Source organism: Achromobacter sp. FW305-C-28 (assembly GCF_058783235.1).
Genome location: NZ_JBYSYL010000013.1, coordinates 14,805 through 29,151 on the forward strand (window position 1 = coordinate 14,805; position 14,347 = coordinate 29,151).

Sequence of the window (14,347 nt, forward strand, 5' to 3'; positions counted from 1 at the left end):
GCGCCGCAATACAATGCGGCGTGGCTTTTATTTTTTCCCCATCATGACTTACTGCGTCGCAGCCCGCCTCGATTCCGGCCTGGTCTTCCTGTCCGACTCCCGCACCAATGCCGGTGTCGACCAGATCAGCGTGTTCCGCAAGATGACCGTCTTCGAGCGCCCGGGCGATCGCGTGATGGTCCTGATGACGTCCGGCAACCTGGCCGTCAGCCAGGCCGTGCTGAACGCATTGGCACGCCAGCACGACGAAGGCGGCGAAACCGTCTGGAACGCGCCCGACATGTTCGAAGCCACGCGCCGGGTCGGTGCCGCGGTGCGCGACGTCTACCGCCGCGAGGCCGCCGCCCTGCACGAACAGGGCGTGGAATTCAACGTCAGCCTGATCTTCGGCGGCCAGATCGGCGCCGAGCGCTGCCGTCTGTTCCAGCTGTATTCGGCCGGCAACTTCATCGAAGCCGGCTCGGAATGTCCGTACTTCCAGATCGGCGAAGCCAAGTACGGCAAGCCCATCCTGGACCGCGTACTGCGCCCGGAGACCACGCTGGACGAGGCCGCCAAGTGCGCCTTGATCTCGATGGATTCGACGCTGCGCTCGAACATCTCGGTAGGCCTGCCGCTGGACCTGCTGGTCTACGACACGCACGCGCTGCGCGTCACGCATTTCGCCAGCATCGACGAGCACAACGAGTACTTCCGCATGATCCGCGGCACCTGGGGCGAACGCCTGCGCCAGGTCTTCGCCGAAATCCCCGACCCACTCTGGGCCAACCCCGAAGACCCCGCCTCGCTGGTGCCCGCCAGCCGCATCCACCAGCCGCTACGCGCCGAACCGGTGGACGTGCCCCTGGCCGTCTACGCCGCCCCGCAGGTGCTGGCGGAAGATCCTGGAAAGGATCAGGCTAATTAGGGACGGCTTTTCCGAAGCCCGCATGCAAGCAATTGCTGCGGGCTTTCGTGTTTTCTGCCCGCGGCCGGTAAAAGTGTCTGACCGTATAAACCCGCCTTTCCGCTTCCCTAAGCCCGGCTTGTAAAACCGCAAATTCTCATCTTCCGGCTGGCGCGCCACACTGGTGCCAGCCCGTCATGCTTCGCCTTGCGGGTCACGATAAAACCACAAGGAACGAGACATGACTCCTATTTCCTCGCGCGCACTGCCGCGCCTGGCCGGGCCGTTGGTGGCCCTGGCCTGCCTGGCCGGCGGCCCCGCCGCGGCCCAGAGCAACTATCCCAACCATGCCATTTCGCTGGTGGTGCCGTTTTCGGCGGGCGGCCCCACCGATGTGGTGGCGCGCAGCCTGGGCGCCGCGATGTCCAAGACGCTGGGCCAGAGCATCATCATCGAGAACCGCACCGGCGCCGGCGGCACGCTGGCGGCCATGCACGTGGCGCGCGCCGCGCCCGACGGCTATACCTTCCTGATCCACCACAACGGCATGGCCACCGCACCCGCGCTGTACCGCAAGCCGCCGTTCAATCCGCTGACCGACTTTTCCTATGTCGGCCAGGTGGCCGACGTGCCGATGACGCTGCTGGGCCGCAAGGACCTGCCGCCCGGCAACATGGCCGAATTCATCCAGTACGCCCACGCCAACGGCAACAAGATCAACCTGGCCAATGCGGGCCTGGGTGCGGTGTCGCAGCTGTGCGGCATGCTGTTGCAGGAATCGCTGGGCGTGCAGTTCACGACCGTGCCCTATGCCGGCACGGCGCCTGCGCTGACAGCGCTGCTGGGCGGCCAGGTAGACGTGCTGTGCGACCAGACCACGCAGACCATTCCGCATATCAAGAGCCAGCGCGTGAAGCTGTACGGCGTCACCACCCTGGACCGCATCAAGGCGCTGCCCGACGCGCCCACGCTGCAGGAAGGCGGCGTGAAGGGCTTCGAGGTCAAGGTGTGGCACGGCGTCTACGCGCCCAAGGGCACGCCGCCCGAGGTCATCGCCAAGTTCAACGAAGCCTTGCGCGCTGCGCTGAAAGACCCGGCCTTCACGCAAAAGATGGCTGAATTGGGCGCCGAGATCGTGCCCGAGGCCAAGCAGACGCCAGAAGGCCTGCAACGCTGGCTGCAATCCGAAGTGGACAAGTGGGGGCCCATCATCCGCAAAGCGGGGGTGTACGCGGATTGATGGCCATGCGCGCGAGCCCATCAATCCGCACCTGCAAGCGCGCATGAAAAAAGGCCGGCGTATGCCGGCCTTGCCCTGCCTGGGCGATACGCCCTTGCAATCTGGCTTACACCGCCAGTTCCTTCCACACGGCCAACGGCGCGTCGGCGTGGTTCAGGGTGTAGAAGTGCAAGCCCGGCGCACCGTTGTCCAGCAGGTTCTGGCACAGCTCGGTGACCACGTCCACGCCAAAGGCGCGAATGGAAGCCTTGTCGTCGCCGAATTCGGCCAGGCGCAGGCGAATCCAGCGCGGCACTTCGGCGCCGCACATTTCCGAGAAGCGCAAGAGCTGGGTGTGGTTCGTGATGGGCATGATGCCCGGCACGATGGGCACCCGCACGCCCTTGGCCTGGGCCCGGTCGACAAAGTCGAAATAGGCATCGGCATTGAAGAAGTACTGGGTGATGGCTGCATCGGCGCCGGCGTTCACCTTGGCCACGAAATGATCCAGGTCGGCCGACGGACTGGACGCCTGGGGATGCATTTCGGGATAGGCCGCGACTTCGATGTGGAACCAGTCGCCCGTTTCCTCGCGGATGAACGACACCAGTTCGTTGGCATAGCGCAGTTCGCCTGCGTCGCCGCCCATGCCCGAAGGCAGGTCGCCGCGCAAGGCGACCACGCGCCGCACGCCTTCATTCTTGTATGCCTGGAGGATGTCCCGCAGGTCCTGGCGGGTTGCGCCGACGCACGACAAGTGCGGCGCCGCATCGCAGCCCAGGTTGCGCAGCGTGCGCACGGCGTCTGCCGTGCCGGCGCGGGTGGAACCGCCCGCGCCGAAGGTCACGCTGACATACTTGGGCTGGATCGCCAGCATCTGCTTGGCCGCGCGGACCAGCCGTTCCTGGCCGGCCAGATCGCGCGGGGGAAAGAATTCCAGACTGAAAGCGGGGGTAGTCGAGTCAGACATTAGGGGATCAGTTTGGTGAGCAGGCCAGAAATGAGGCTGTACAGGATCGCACCCCCCACGGCCCACCAGAACCCGTTGACCTGGAAGCCCTTGAGCACGGAGCCGACGAACCAGAACAACAAGGCGTTGATGACGATGAGAAAGAGACCGAGCGTGACGATCGTGATGGGCAGCGTCAGCAACACCAGGACCGGCTTGACCAGCATGTTGACCAGGCCCAGCACCAGGGCGGCGATGAGCGCCGATCCGAAGCTGGCCACGGTGATGCCGGGCAGCAGGTAAGCAACGGCCAGCAGGGCCACCGCGTTCAGGATCCAGACGAGTATCAATGCCATGTTCGACCTCCTGTATTGACGCTCCGCGGCCCCGTCATCGCCAGGCGACACGGGGGAACCCCGCGGACCGGAAAGCCCGCGCCGACATGGCGCGGATACTTCCCTATTTTGCTACAAGCATCAGTAGCGGTAGTGATTCGGCTTGTAAGGACCTTCAACCGGCACGCTGATGTAGTCGGCCTGGTCCTTGCGCAGCGTGGTCAGCTTCACACCCAGCTTGGCCAGGTGCAGGCGTGCGACCTTTTCATCCAGGTGCTTGGGCAGCACGTAGACTTCGCCGGACTTGTAGGCTTCGTTGCGCGTGAACAGCTCGATCTGGGCGATGGTCTGGTTGGCGAACGACGACGACATCACGAACGACGGGTGGCCGGTGGCGCAACCCAGGTTCACCAGGCGGCCCTGGGCCAGCAGGATGATGCGCTTGCCGTCCGGGAAAATGACGTGGTCGACTTGCGGCTTGATCTCTTCCCACTTGCAGTCGGCCAGGCCGGCGACGTCGATTTCGTTGTCGAAGTGGCCGATGTTGCACACGATCGCCTGGTCTTTCATGGCGTTCATGTGGTCGCGGGTGATGACGTGGTAGTTGCCAGTGGCGGTGACGAAGATGTCGCCGTGGGCGGCAGCTTCTTCCATGGTCACGACCTTGAAGCCTTCCATGGCGGCCTGCAGGGCGCAGATCGGGTCGATTTCCGTGACCCAGACCTGGGCGCGCAGGGCGACCAGCGCCTGGGCGCAGCCCTTGCCCACGTCGCCGTAACCGGCGACCACGGCGATCTTGCCGGCGACCATCACGTCGGTGGCGCGCTTGATGCCGTCGACCAGCGATTCACGGCAGCCGTACAGGTTGTCGAACTTGGACTTGGTGACCGAGTCGTTGACGTTGATGGCGGCGAAGGCCAGCTCGCCCTTCTGCGACATCTGGTACAGGCGATGCACGCCGGTGGTGGTTTCTTCGGTCACGCCTTTGATGAGGGCCAGGCGGGTCGAGTACCACTTCGGGTCACGCTCGAGCGTGGCCTTGATGGCGGCGTACAGCACGCGCTCTTCGTCGCTGCCGGGGTTGGCCAGCACCGAGATGTCTTTCTCGGCCTTGGTGCCCAGGTGCAGCATCAACGTGGCGTCGCCGCCATCGTCGAGGATCATGTTGGCGTTCTGGCCGTTGGGCCATTCGAAGATCTTGTGGGTGTACTGCCAGTACTCTTCCAGCGTTTCGCCCTTGACGGCGAAGACCGGCGTGCCCGACGCGGCGATGGCGGCGGCGGCGTGGTCTTGCGTGGAGAAGATGTTGCACGAGGCCCAGCGCACTTCGGCGCCCAGGGCCACCAGCGTTTCGATCAGCACGCCGGTCTGGATGGTCATGTGCAGGCTGCCGGCGATGCGGGCGCCCTTGAGCGGCTGCTTCGCGGCGAACTCTTCGCGGATGGCCATCAGGCCGGGCATTTCGGTTTCGGCGATCGCCAGCTCGCGACGGCCCCAGCCAGCCAGCGACATATCGGCAACGAGGTAGTCGGAGAAGGATTTATCGGTTACAGCGTTCATGGTGTGTAGGCTCCACGTGAAAAACGAACGGCGCACGATATGGCCGGACAACGCGAAACCACCACGACAATCGAGTGCTCGCCTTTTCCGCCATACGCGACAAAGGTGAGCGCCGTTGCTGTAGCGCTGCGCGATGCGCAACGCTTGAACAGGAATTCCTGAGCCTGGCGACCAAATGATCAATGGTCGTCGCAACGCTCCTCAGGATTGGCAAGCATTGTACCGGTTTGCCCTGCGGGGGGAAACGCCCGGCGCGCCAAATTCCGCAGGCGCCGGCCCCCGCCCGACAGCCGATCAGCCCGCTCGGGCCAGGCGCCTGTCGACCTCGGCGCCGGGAGTCAGCGGCACCAGCGAGGCCAGGAGGTCCGAGGCGACCGAATCCCAGCTGCGCGTCAGGGCATGTTCGCGCACCGCGTGGCGGTCCAGCGGCAGCGCGGCGCGGCAGGCATGGGCCAGATCGTCGTCCAGGATGCCGGTGACGCCCTGCGCCACGACCGCCAGCGGCGCTTCGCTGCGAAAGGCCGCCACCGGCGTACCGCAGGCCATGGCTTCCAGCATCACCAGGCCAAAGGTGTCAGTCAGGCTGGGAAACACGAACACGTCGGCCGCGCCGTAGAACGCCGGCAGGGCGTCGTCTTTCTGCATGCCCAGGAACACGGCCTGCGGAAAGCGCTTCTTCAGGCGCGCCTCGTCCGGTCCGGCCCCGACCACGACCTTGCTGCCTGGCAGGTCCAGCGACAGGAAGGCGTCCAGGTTCTTTTCCCGCGCCACCCGGCCGACCGATAGAAAAACGGGACGGGGCAGGTCCTGGAACGCCTGACCGGCGGTGGGCTGGAATTTGCGCGGGTCTACCCCGCGCGACCAGACCCGCAGGTTGGCCAGTCCGCGCCGCACCAGGATGTCGCGCACGGTGGGGGTGGGTACCAGCACGCACTGCGAGGGCCGGTGGAACCAGCGCAGATAACGCCACGGCAACGCGGCGGGTATGCCCATGCGCGCCTGCAGGTAATCCGGAAACATGGTGTGGAACGAGGTGGTGAAGCGCCAGCCGCGCGACAGCGCCATGCGCCGCGCCGCCAGGCCCAGCGGGCCTTCCGTGGCAATGTGCAGGGCGTCGGGGATGGTGTCGCCCAGGATGCGGCGCAGTTGCCGGCCGGGTTGCAGGCACAGCCGCAGGTCGGGCTCGGACGGGGCCGGAATGGTCCGGCTGCCCTGGGGGTTCACCACGATCAGCTCGTGGCCCCATTCACTCAGGATCTGCTGCATGGTCGTCCAGGTGCGGACGACGCCATTGACTTGCGGATGCCAGGCATCCGTGACCAGGACGATGCGCATGATGGGGCCGGAAGTGGGCAATACCGCGATTTAGCCCGCGGCATGTGACACGCCCAAGACGGCCGGCCTGCAGGCCGTTCAGTACGCCCTAGTTGTTGCGGCGCGGATATCCCTGGGCCTTGATGCGCACCCAGACCTCGCGTTTTTCCTCGTCGGTCATGAAGACCCAATTGGCCACTTCCATTGCCGTGCGCCCGCAACCCCGACAGATGTCGTCGAACAGCGTGGAGCAAACGGCGACGCAGGGGGAATCGGTGGCCCGGAACGCGCGCTGCGCATCCTCGGGATCGGGCAATTCGGACAGATCGGTAAAGTGGCGATTCATGGGCCGAAGGTTAACACCAGGGGTGCGTCCCTTTTTTGATAGCCCTATTGCCTGGCGTGGCTTGATTGACAGCGCAGCCAAGCGCCGTCGCGAGTCGGAATGCCCCGCGCGGCTCCCGTCCGCCCGGGCTCCGGGCGAGCCATCCAGCAGCGACAAAGCGCCTCTTATTCCGGCCAACCGAAGAATCCGGCCACTTCGCGCAGCAGTGCGTCGGGGGTCTCCTCGGCCAGGTAGTGGGCGCCGGGCAAGGCGCTGCCCGAGACCTCGTCGGCCACCGCGCGCCACAGACCCAGCACGTCGAAATTGCGGCCCACTGCGCCACGCTCGCCCCACAGCACCCGCAGCGGCAAGCGCAGGCGTTCCCCGGCCGCGCGCCCTTGCCGATCATGGTCGAGATCCAGTGTGGCGGACGCCCGGTAGTCTTCGCAGATGCCGGTAGCCCAGCCCGGCAGCCGGGCCGTGCGTTCGTATTCGGCCATGGCTTCGGCCGAAAAATGCGCCAGGCCGCCAGGCCGTCCGCCCATGACCGAACGCAGGTAGAAGACCGGATCGCGCTCGATCATGGTCTCGGGCATGGGCGCGGGCTGGATCAGCCAGAACCAGTGGTAGTAGGCCTGGGCGAACGCGCGGGTGGTGTTTTCGTACATATCGAGCGTGGGCGCGATATCCAGCAGCATCATGCGCCCCACGGCCGCCGCGTGGTCCAGCGCCAGGCGGTGGGCGACGCGCGCGCCGCGGTCGTGGGCCAGCACGTCGAAATGCGTGTGGCCCAGGGCGCGCATCAGCGCCACCATGTCGGCCGCCATCTCGCGCTTGGAATGCGCGGCATGGTCGGGCGAAGCCGCGGGTTTGTCGCTGTCGCCATAGCCGCGCAGGTCGGCCGCCACGCAAGTGTGGTGGCGGGTCAGCTCGGGCCAGACCCGGTGCCAGATGGCGTGGGTCTGCGGATGGCCATGAAGCAGCAGCAGGGGCGGCCCCGCGCCGTCCACGCGGGCAGCGATGTGGATGCCGTTGACCTCGTGGCGTTGCACGGGAAGATCGAAGAATGCGGTCATTGCGGTCTGCGCCTATTCGTTGTCCAGCCGGTCGCGCACACGGCGCGCCACGTCTTTCATCCACGGATGCCGGGTCCAGTGGCCGGCCTCGAACTGTTCCACGTCCGGCAACTGCTGCAGCGAAGCGCCGACCATGTCCTGCCCCTGCGAGAACATGCGGCGATGCCGCGCCGGCAGGTCGAACGTGGCCGTCCAGCCGTCGGCGGCGCGCACGGTGCCTGCCAGCGCGTCGATCTCGACGCGGTTGCCTGCCGTATTGGACACCGGGTCGGACAGGCGCGCCAGCAGCGCGTCGACCTGGGCCGGCGGCAGGCTGACCAGCAGCAGGCCATTGTTGAGCGCATTGAAGTAGAAGATCTCGCCGAAACTGGCGGCGATCACGGCGCGAATGCCGAACTGCATCAGGCCCCAGACCGCGTGTTCGCGGCTGGAGCCACAGCCGAAGTTGGGCCCGGCCACCAGGATCGACGCGCCCGCATAGGCGGGCTGGTTCAGCACGAAGTCCGGGCGTGGTGCGCCGTCGGCATCAAAGCGCAGGTCATACAAGAGGCCACGATCCAGCCCTGCCTTGTCGATGATGCGCAGGAACTGCTTGGGCATGATCTGGTCGGTGTCCAGATTGGAATAAGGCAAGGGCGCGGCAACGCCGGAAATGGTCTGATTCATCGTGTCTGCTCCAGATCGCGCACGTCGACGATGCGACCGGCCAGCGCGGCGGCGGCGGCCATGGCAGGGCTCATCAGGTGGGTGCGCCCCGCCCTGCCCTGGCGGCCTTCGAAATTGCGGTTGGTGGTGGAGGCGCAACGCTCGCCAGGGCGCAGCACGTCGTCGTTCATGGCCAGGCACATCGAACAGCCCGGCTGGCGCCATTCGAAGCCGGCCGCGATCAACGCGGCGGCCACGCCTTCGGCCTCGGCCTGGGCGCGCACCGCGCCCGACCCCGGCACCACCATGGCCCGCACGCCGGCCGCCACATGGCGGCCGCGCACCACGTCGGCCACCACGCGCAGGTCTTCGATGCGGCCATTGGTGCACGAGCCGATGAACACGCGGTCGATCGGCACGCCGGCAATGGGCGCGCCCGGCTGCAGGCCGATGTAATCCACGGCCTTTTCCAGGGCCAGACGCGCCAGTGCGTCGGGTTCAGCCTGCGGGTCGGGCACGGTGCCGGTGACCGGCATGGCCTGGTCGGGGCTGGTGCCCCAGGTGACGAACGGCGCGATCGACGCGGCATCGAACACCTGTTCGACGTCGAAGACGGCGTCGACATCGCTATGCAGGGTGGCCCAATAGGCCCGCGCCTGCGCCAGTTCGGCGCCATCCAGTTGCGGCGCGTGTGCGCTCACGTAGGCATCGGTGGTGGCGTCCGGTGCGATCAGCGCGGCGCGTGCGCCGGCTTCGACCGTCATGTTGCACAGGGTCATGCGGGCCTCGGCCGACAGGGCGTCGATGGCGCTGCCGCAAAATTCCACGGCATGGCCGCGCGCGCCCTGGGCGCCGATGCGGTGCACGACGTAGATCACCAGGTCCTTGGCGGATACGCCTGCGGGCAGGCGGCCGTCGACACGGATGCGCAGGTTGCGCGCCACGCGATACACCAGCGTCTGCGTCGCCAGGATGTGTTCGACTTCCGACGTGCCGATGCCGAAGCCCAGCGCGCCCAGCGCCCCGTAGGTGGTGGTGTGGCTGTCGCCGCACAGCACCACCATGCCGGGCAGGATCATGCCGTGCTCGGGCGCGATCACGTGCTCTATGCCTTGCAGCGGGTCGGTGGTGTCGAACAGGGCAATGCCCTGTTCGTCGCAATTGCGCTTCAGGTTGCGGGCCTGGCGCGACGAGGCGTCATCGGGAATCACGCGCAGCGCGGCGGGCACCGGATGGGTGGGGATGATGTGATCGACCACCGCCATCTGCTGCCCTGGCCGCAGCACCTGGCGGCCGCGCGCAGCCAGGCCGCTGAAGGCTTGCGGACTGGTGTATTCGTTCATGATGTGCAGATCCACGTACAGCAGGATGTGCTCGTCGTCGATGCGGACCACTTCGTGGCTGGCCACCAGTTTGTCGTATAGCGTCATGCCGGGCATGTCGGTGCTTCCTTGCAGAAAAACGCGCCCGCGCGGGGCGCGACGAAACGATTGCGGAACGTCAGTTGTTGGCCTCGATGCCGGCGTCCTTGACGATGCCCGCCCAGCGCGTCATCTCGGTGGCCACCATGGCGTCGGTCTGGGCCGGGGTGGAGATCAGCGGGTCGAAGCCCTCGCGGCCCATGCGTTCGGCCAGCGCGGGCGATTGCAGGGCCTGCGCCAGCTTGGCGTTGAGCGTATCCACGGCGGCCTGCGGCGTACCCGCGGGCGCGCTGATCACGAACCAGGTGTTGAAGGCATAGCCGGGCAGGCCCGACTCGGCGATGGTGGGCACGTCGGGCAACAGCGGCGAGCGCGTCGTGCCGGTCACGCCCAGCGCCTTGAGCTTCTTGCCATCGACCTGCGGCTTGGCCGCCGACAGCACCGGAAAGCTCATCTGCACCTGGCCGCTGATGGTGTCCACCATGGCCGGGCCGCCGCCCTTGTAGGGCACGTGCAGGATCTGCGTGCCCGAGACCGACTTGAACAGTTCCGCCGCCATGTGGAAGGTGCTGCCGGTGCCGGCCGAACCAAAGCTCAGCTCATTGGCGGGCCGTGCGCGGATGTAGTCCAGCAGCGCCTGCACGTTGTCCACCGGCAGCGACGGCGACACGGTCAGCACGTGCTGCGAGGTGCCCACGGTGCCCACCGAACGCAGGTCGCGCGCGGTGTCGAAGGGCATGGTCTTGAACAGCGCCGGGTTGATCGCCAGCGACATGGTGTTGATGGCCAGCGTGTAGCCGTTGGGCTCGGCGCGCGCCACGGCCGCCATGCCGATATTGCCGGACGCGCCGGCACGGTTCTCGACGATGACGCTCTGGCCCAGGGCCTTGCCCCAGGCGTCGGAGATCAGGCGCGCAGCGATGTCGACGCTGCCGCCCGGGGCGAACGGCACGACCAGCGTGATGGGCCGCTGCGGGAAGGCGTCGGCTGCCATGGCCGGTGCGATCCAACAGGACGCGGCAATCGTGGCTGCGGCAGCAAGCGACAGGGCGCGCAGGGCGGTGGGGGGGTTCTTCATGGGTCGGGTCTCCTCTTGGTTGGCCGCGTCGGGCGGCTCTGCGTATCGGTGAACCCAGTGTATAAGCCGGTTCCATTCTTATAATTAATGACTAAACTAAATCTTTATTAAATTAAATTTATAAATAAGCCCATGGACGCGCTTTCGGATCTGGCGTTTTTCTCGCTGCTGGTCAGGCACGGCAACCTGTCGGCCGCCGCGCGCGAACTGGGCCTGACGCCGCCCGCCGTCAGCACGCGCCTGGCCAAGCTGGAACAGCGGCTGGGCGTGCGCCTGCTCAACCGCAGCACCCGACGCGTCAGCGTCACCCAGGAAGGCGAGCTGTACCTGGCCGAAGGCGGCCGCATCCTGGCCGACCTGCAGGCGCTGGAACGATCGGTTTCCAGCAGCCGCGCCCAGCCCCAGGGCCTGTTGCGGCTGAACGCCACGTTCGGCTTCGGCCGCGCCCACGTCGCGCCGGCCGTGTCCGACTTTGCGCGGCAGTACCCCGACGTCGAGGTGCAGCTACGCCTGACCGACCGGCCCTTGAACCTGATCGAAGAAGGTTTCGACGTGGCGGTGCGCTTCGGCGACCTGCCCGACGCCCGGCTGACCGCGCGCAAGATTGCGTCGAACCGGCGGCTGCTGTGCGCGTCGCCGCATTACCTGGACACGTATGGCGAACCCCGCGCGCCGGGCGAGCTGCAACGCCACCGCTGCATCGTGGTGCGCGAGAACGACGTGGCCTATGGCACCTGGCGGCTGGAAGCCGGCCAGCGCGTAGAAACCGTGAAAGTGCGCGGGCCGGTCAGTTCCAACGACGGCCAGAGCGCGCTGGAATGGGCGCTGGACGGCCACGGCATCGTGATGCGGTCGGAATGGGAAACGGCGGCCTGCCTGCGCGCCGGCCGGCTGCGGCAGGTGCTGCCCGAATGGTCCACGCCGCCGGCCGATATCCACGTGCTGTACCCGGAACGCCTGAACCTGCCGGCCAAGACGCTGGCGTTCGTGGACTTCCTGGCGCAGCGATTTTCCCGGCACCTGCGCGCGCCGGGTTCACAGGCCGCGGTCTGGTGATGCGGCGGACCCGGCAGTGGCGCAGCGCCGGGCAAAGCCGCTAGATCTCGTCGATAGCCGTGCTGGCCGGCGCGTCGCCGCCACCGATCGCGTAGCGGTCGCGCGTGGTGACGTAGAAGCTGGCGCCAAAGCGGCCCACCGGAAAATAGTCTTGCAGGCGCACGCGCCAGGTCTCGGTGTCGATCAGGCCGTCGCGCGCGTGCAGCCAGCGCACCTGGCCGATGAAGATCTGCCGGCTGGCCGTTTCCAGGGTTTCGAACAGCGTGCATTCGAACGCCACGGGCGCTTGCACGATGCGCGGCGGCGCGACCTTTCGGCTGGGCGCGGCGTCCAGGCCGGCGTGGGCCAGCTCGCTGACGTCGGCCGGCAGCCGGTCGCCGCAGCGGTGCATTTTCTCGGCCATGGCCTCGTCGGTCAGGTGTACCACGAATTCACCGGTGCGTGCGATGTTGCGCGCCGTGTCCTTCAGGTTGCCGTCTTCCAGGCGGTTGATGCTGACCATGACGATGGGCGGGTCCTCGCCCAGCATGTTGAACATGCTGAAGGGCGCGGCGTTGACCACGCCGGTTTCCGACAAGGTGGTGATCAGCGCGATGGGCCGCGGCACGATCAGGCTCGCCATGAGCTTGTAGCGCTGGTACTCGGTGATTGAATCGAAGTCGATGTCCATGTCAGGCCAGTCCCAGCATCTGGGCAAGGGTTTGAGCGGGTTGCGGACGTTCCAGGCTGATGCGCCGTTCCAGGTCCGCCAGGTGGTTGTCGTTGATCTTCACGGCCTCGGCCACCTGCCCGCGTTCGAGCAGGTCGACGATCAGCACGTGTTCGCCGTGTTCGCAGGCGGCGTTGCCCGGCGGCTCGTACAGCGCCACGATGAGCGAGCAGCGCGACACCAGTTCGGCCAGGTAACCGTGCAGGATGTCGTTGCCCGACAGTTCACCCAACCGCACGTGAAAGGCGCTGGCCTGTCGCGCCCAGGCCGGCTGGCCGGCGCGATGCAGCAACGCGTGCTCGTCGCGCAGCTGCTTGCGCAACGAGGCGTAGTCGGCCTTGGTGGCGCGGGCGGCAGCCAGCGGCAGCAACGCGGCCTCAAGCGCGCGCCGCGCCTGGAAGATCTGGCGAGTGTCTTCGGGCGTGGGCTCGGCCACCACGGCGCCGCGGTTGTGGTGCAGGTCGACCACGTGCTCGTGCGCCAGGCGCTGCAAGGCCTTGCGCGCCACCGAGCGCGACACGCCGAAGATCTCGCACAGGGCCGCCTCGGGCAGCTTGGTGCCGGGCGTCAGGCGCTGGCTCATCACGCTTTCGTAGACCGCCTCGCAGATGCGGCGTTCCTGGTCGGCGTCGGGCGCCGTGTCGTCGGCCGAGGGCGCAACGACTGTCGCACGGCGCTTGACGGCCGGCGTGGAACGGGGTTTGTTGGGGCTGCGGGTGGGCATGGCGGGGCTCGGCATTGGCAAGAAGGTCGCGGGGGTGAAAGATCAGCGGGCGGGGTCAGGCCGTGGGCGTCAGGCTGTCCATATGGCGGCAGATGTCACCGGGCGTGGCGAACCAGATCTCGCCGCGGTCGCGCGCGGCGGCCAGCGGCGCCAGCGCCCGGCGCAGGTGCCGCAGCCGATAGGGCTGGCCCACGATATACGGATGCAGCGCAATGCCCATCACCAGCGGCTGGCGCTGCGCCTGCATCCGCATTTCCTCGAACTGGTCAAGAATCATATCGGCAAAGTCGCGGGCGTCCATCTTGCGGCCCATGATCATGGGGATGTCGTTCAGCTCCTGCGGATATGGAATCGCCCACAGGTCGCCCGCGCGGGTGCGCATGCGCACCGGCTGGTCGTCGTGGCACCAGTTCAAGGTGTAGCGGTAGCCCGCTTCAGCCAACAGGTCGGGCGTGGCGTGGCTTTCGGAAATCCAGGGCGACAGCCAACCGGCGGGCGCACGGCCGGCGTGCTGGCCGATGCGGTCGCGGCAGTGTTCGAGCAACGCGCGTTCGTCGGGTTCGGACAGGCCGCCCTGGCGGTGGGCGTTGCTATAGCCATGCCCGATCAATTCGTCGCCGCGCGCGAGGCAGGCGTCGACGAGTTCGGGGCAGTGTTCATACAGCGCCGTGTTGATCAGCACGCCAGCGGGCAATGCCAATTCGTCGAACAGTTCCAGGCAGCGCCACGCCCCCACCCGATTGCCGTACTCGCGCCAGGCGAAATTGAGCACGTCGGGATGCGGCGAGGCTGGCCCCAGCTCGGCCCCCAGGCCCTCGCCGAAGGCGAAGTGCTCGATATTGAAGCCCAGGTACACCGCCAGGCGCGCGCCGTTGGGCCAGGCGTAGTCCGCCCGGCCGGTAATCGCCTGGTAAGGAAAGCGGCCATGGCTGGCGAGCGGCGCAGGGGCCCAGGGCGTGGGCGCGTCGCGCCCCGGATTGGTGCTTGAGAGCTGGGATGGATTCATTTTGGTGCAAATCCTGATGCGTGATTGTGAACAAAAAGCCTGAT

The 14,347-nt window shown here is 67.0% G+C and carries 15 protein-coding genes and 1 riboswitch; of the genes, 3 read left to right on the forward strand and 12 right to left on the reverse strand.

Going from position 1 to position 14,347, the window contains the following annotated elements:
- The first annotated feature begins 43 nt into the window (after positions 1 to 43).
- Both AC3WMR_RS25445 and AC3WMR_RS25450 read left to right on the forward strand, forming a co-directional pair.
- On the forward strand, positions 44 to 907 hold the full coding sequence (locus AC3WMR_RS25445) for a proteasome-type protease (RefSeq protein ID WP_492266085.1): 864 nt from the start codon (positions 44 to 46) through the stop codon (positions 905 to 907).
- A gap of 220 nt (positions 908 to 1,127) precedes the next feature.
- The gene (locus AC3WMR_RS25450) at positions 1,128 to 2,126 is read left to right on the forward strand and encodes a tripartite tricarboxylate transporter substrate-binding protein (RefSeq protein WP_492266084.1); all 999 of its coding nucleotides are present in this window, start codon (positions 1,128 to 1,130) and stop codon (positions 2,124 to 2,126) included.
- Positions 2,127 to 2,232: 106 nt separating this feature from the next.
- On the opposite strand, the gene metF is transcribed toward AC3WMR_RS25450, so the two are convergent.
- From metF to AC3WMR_RS25495, 9 genes are all read right to left on the reverse strand, one after another.
- Positions 2,233 to 3,075: a methylenetetrahydrofolate reductase [NAD(P)H] gene (gene metF / locus AC3WMR_RS25455; RefSeq protein WP_492266083.1), complete on the reverse strand. Its 843-nt coding sequence runs from the start codon at positions 3,073 to 3,075 to the stop codon at positions 2,233 to 2,235.
- Positions 3,075 to 3,410, reverse strand: a complete 336-nt coding sequence (locus AC3WMR_RS25460) for a phage holin family protein (RefSeq protein ID WP_025136213.1) — start codon at positions 3,408 to 3,410, stop codon at positions 3,075 to 3,077. The genes metF and AC3WMR_RS25460 overlap by 1 nt, the downstream gene beginning before the upstream one ends.
- A gap of 120 nt (positions 3,411 to 3,530) precedes the next feature.
- The gene (gene ahcY, locus AC3WMR_RS25465) at positions 3,531 to 4,949 is read right to left on the reverse strand and encodes an adenosylhomocysteinase (RefSeq protein ID WP_175192443.1); all 1,419 of its coding nucleotides are present in this window, start codon (positions 4,947 to 4,949) and stop codon (positions 3,531 to 3,533) included.
- 100 nt (positions 4,950 to 5,049) lie between these two features.
- A riboswitch (S-adenosyl-L-homocysteine riboswitch) is annotated at positions 5,050 to 5,158 on the reverse strand.
- Positions 5,159 to 5,243: 85 nt separating this feature from the next.
- Positions 5,244 to 6,284, reverse strand: a complete 1,041-nt coding sequence (locus AC3WMR_RS25470) for a glycosyltransferase family 4 protein (RefSeq protein ID WP_492266082.1) — start codon at positions 6,282 to 6,284, stop codon at positions 5,244 to 5,246.
- An 88-nt stretch (positions 6,285 to 6,372) separates the two neighbouring features.
- A complete protein-coding gene (locus AC3WMR_RS25475) occupies positions 6,373 to 6,609 on the reverse strand; it encodes a DUF1289 domain-containing protein (RefSeq protein WP_492266081.1) in 237 nt (78 codons plus the stop codon).
- A gap of 164 nt (positions 6,610 to 6,773) precedes the next feature.
- On the reverse strand, positions 6,774 to 7,664 hold the full coding sequence (locus AC3WMR_RS25480) for an alpha/beta fold hydrolase (protein ID WP_492266080.1): 891 nt from the start codon (positions 7,662 to 7,664) through the stop codon (positions 6,774 to 6,776).
- Positions 7,665 to 7,676: 12 nt separating this feature from the next.
- Positions 7,677 to 8,330 carry a 3-isopropylmalate dehydratase small subunit gene (leuD, locus tag AC3WMR_RS25485; protein ID WP_492266079.1) on the reverse strand — a complete coding sequence of 218 codons (654 nt, stop codon included), beginning with the start codon at positions 8,328 to 8,330 and terminating at the stop codon, positions 7,677 to 7,679.
- A complete protein-coding gene (leuC, locus tag AC3WMR_RS25490) occupies positions 8,327 to 9,748 on the reverse strand; it encodes a 3-isopropylmalate dehydratase large subunit (RefSeq protein ID WP_492266078.1) in 1,422 nt (473 codons plus the stop codon). Before leuC ends, leuD begins: the two co-directional genes overlap by 4 nt.
- A gap of 61 nt (positions 9,749 to 9,809) precedes the next feature.
- Positions 9,810 to 10,808, reverse strand: a complete 999-nt coding sequence (locus AC3WMR_RS25495) for a tripartite tricarboxylate transporter substrate binding protein (RefSeq protein ID WP_025136220.1) — start codon at positions 10,806 to 10,808, stop codon at positions 9,810 to 9,812.
- A 132-nt stretch (positions 10,809 to 10,940) separates the two neighbouring features.
- Here AC3WMR_RS25495 and AC3WMR_RS25500 point away from each other — a divergent pair, with 132 nt between their 5' ends.
- Complete coding sequence (locus AC3WMR_RS25500; protein ID WP_492266077.1) at positions 10,941 to 11,864, forward strand: LysR family transcriptional regulator; 924 nt, start codon at positions 10,941 to 10,943, stop codon at positions 11,862 to 11,864.
- Between the two features lie 40 nt (positions 11,865 to 11,904).
- Here AC3WMR_RS25500 and AC3WMR_RS25505 read toward each other — a convergent pair whose 3' ends face one another.
- The 3 genes from AC3WMR_RS25505 to AC3WMR_RS25515 are packed head-to-tail and all read right to left on the reverse strand — an operon-like array spanning position 11,905 to position 14,303.
- Entirely contained in the window at positions 11,905 to 12,534 is a 630-nt protein-coding gene (locus AC3WMR_RS25505; protein ID WP_492266076.1) for a flavin reductase family protein, read from the reverse strand.
- Position 12,535: 1 nt separating this feature from the next.
- On the reverse strand, positions 12,536 to 13,297 hold the full coding sequence (locus AC3WMR_RS25510; protein ID WP_492266075.1) for a GntR family transcriptional regulator: 762 nt from the start codon (positions 13,295 to 13,297) through the stop codon (positions 12,536 to 12,538).
- A gap of 55 nt (positions 13,298 to 13,352) precedes the next feature.
- The gene (locus tag AC3WMR_RS25515) at positions 13,353 to 14,303 is read right to left on the reverse strand and encodes a polysaccharide deacetylase family protein (protein WP_492266074.1); all 951 of its coding nucleotides are present in this window, start codon (positions 14,301 to 14,303) and stop codon (positions 13,353 to 13,355) included.
- Between the last annotated feature and the right edge of the window lie 44 nt (positions 14,304 to 14,347).

Excerpts from the sequence above, each read along its gene's own strand:
- AC3WMR_RS25445 (WP_492266085.1), top strand. The coding sequence starts at position 44 with ATGACTTACTGCGTCGCAGCCCGCCTCGATTCCGGCCTGGTCTTCCTG.
- AC3WMR_RS25450 (WP_492266084.1), top strand. The coding sequence starts at position 1,128 with ATGACTCCTATTTCCTCGCGCGCACTGCCGCGCCTGGCCGGGCCGTTG.
- metF (WP_492266083.1), bottom strand. The coding sequence starts at position 3,075 with ATGTCTGACTCGACTACCCCCGCTTTCAGTCTGGAATTCTTTCCCCCG.
- AC3WMR_RS25460 (WP_025136213.1), bottom strand. The coding sequence starts at position 3,410 with ATGGCATTGATACTCGTCTGGATCCTGAACGCGGTGGCCCTGCTGGCC.
- ahcY (WP_175192443.1), bottom strand. The coding sequence starts at position 4,949 with ATGAACGCTGTAACCGATAAATCCTTCTCCGACTACCTCGTTGCCGAT.
- AC3WMR_RS25470 (WP_492266082.1), bottom strand. The coding sequence starts at position 6,284 with ATGCGCATCGTCCTGGTCACGGATGCCTGGCATCCGCAAGTCAATGGC.
- AC3WMR_RS25475 (WP_492266081.1), bottom strand. The coding sequence starts at position 6,609 with ATGAATCGCCACTTTACCGATCTGTCCGAATTGCCCGATCCCGAGGAT.
- AC3WMR_RS25480 (WP_492266080.1), bottom strand. The coding sequence starts at position 7,664 with ATGACCGCATTCTTCGATCTTCCCGTGCAACGCCACGAGGTCAACGGC.
- leuD (WP_492266079.1), bottom strand. The coding sequence starts at position 8,330 with ATGAATCAGACCATTTCCGGCGTTGCCGCGCCCTTGCCTTATTCCAAT.
- leuC (WP_492266078.1), bottom strand. The coding sequence starts at position 9,748 with ATGCCCGGCATGACGCTATACGACAAACTGGTGGCCAGCCACGAAGTG.
- AC3WMR_RS25495 (WP_025136220.1), bottom strand. The coding sequence starts at position 10,808 with ATGAAGAACCCCCCCACCGCCCTGCGCGCCCTGTCGCTTGCTGCCGCA.
- AC3WMR_RS25500 (WP_492266077.1), top strand. The coding sequence starts at position 10,941 with ATGGACGCGCTTTCGGATCTGGCGTTTTTCTCGCTGCTGGTCAGGCAC.
- AC3WMR_RS25505 (WP_492266076.1), bottom strand. The coding sequence starts at position 12,534 with ATGGACATCGACTTCGATTCAATCACCGAGTACCAGCGCTACAAGCTC.
- AC3WMR_RS25510 (WP_492266075.1), bottom strand. The coding sequence starts at position 13,297 with ATGCCCACCCGCAGCCCCAACAAACCCCGTTCCACGCCGGCCGTCAAG.
- AC3WMR_RS25515 (WP_492266074.1), bottom strand. The coding sequence starts at position 14,303 with ATGAATCCATCCCAGCTCTCAAGCACCAATCCGGGGCGCGACGCGCCC.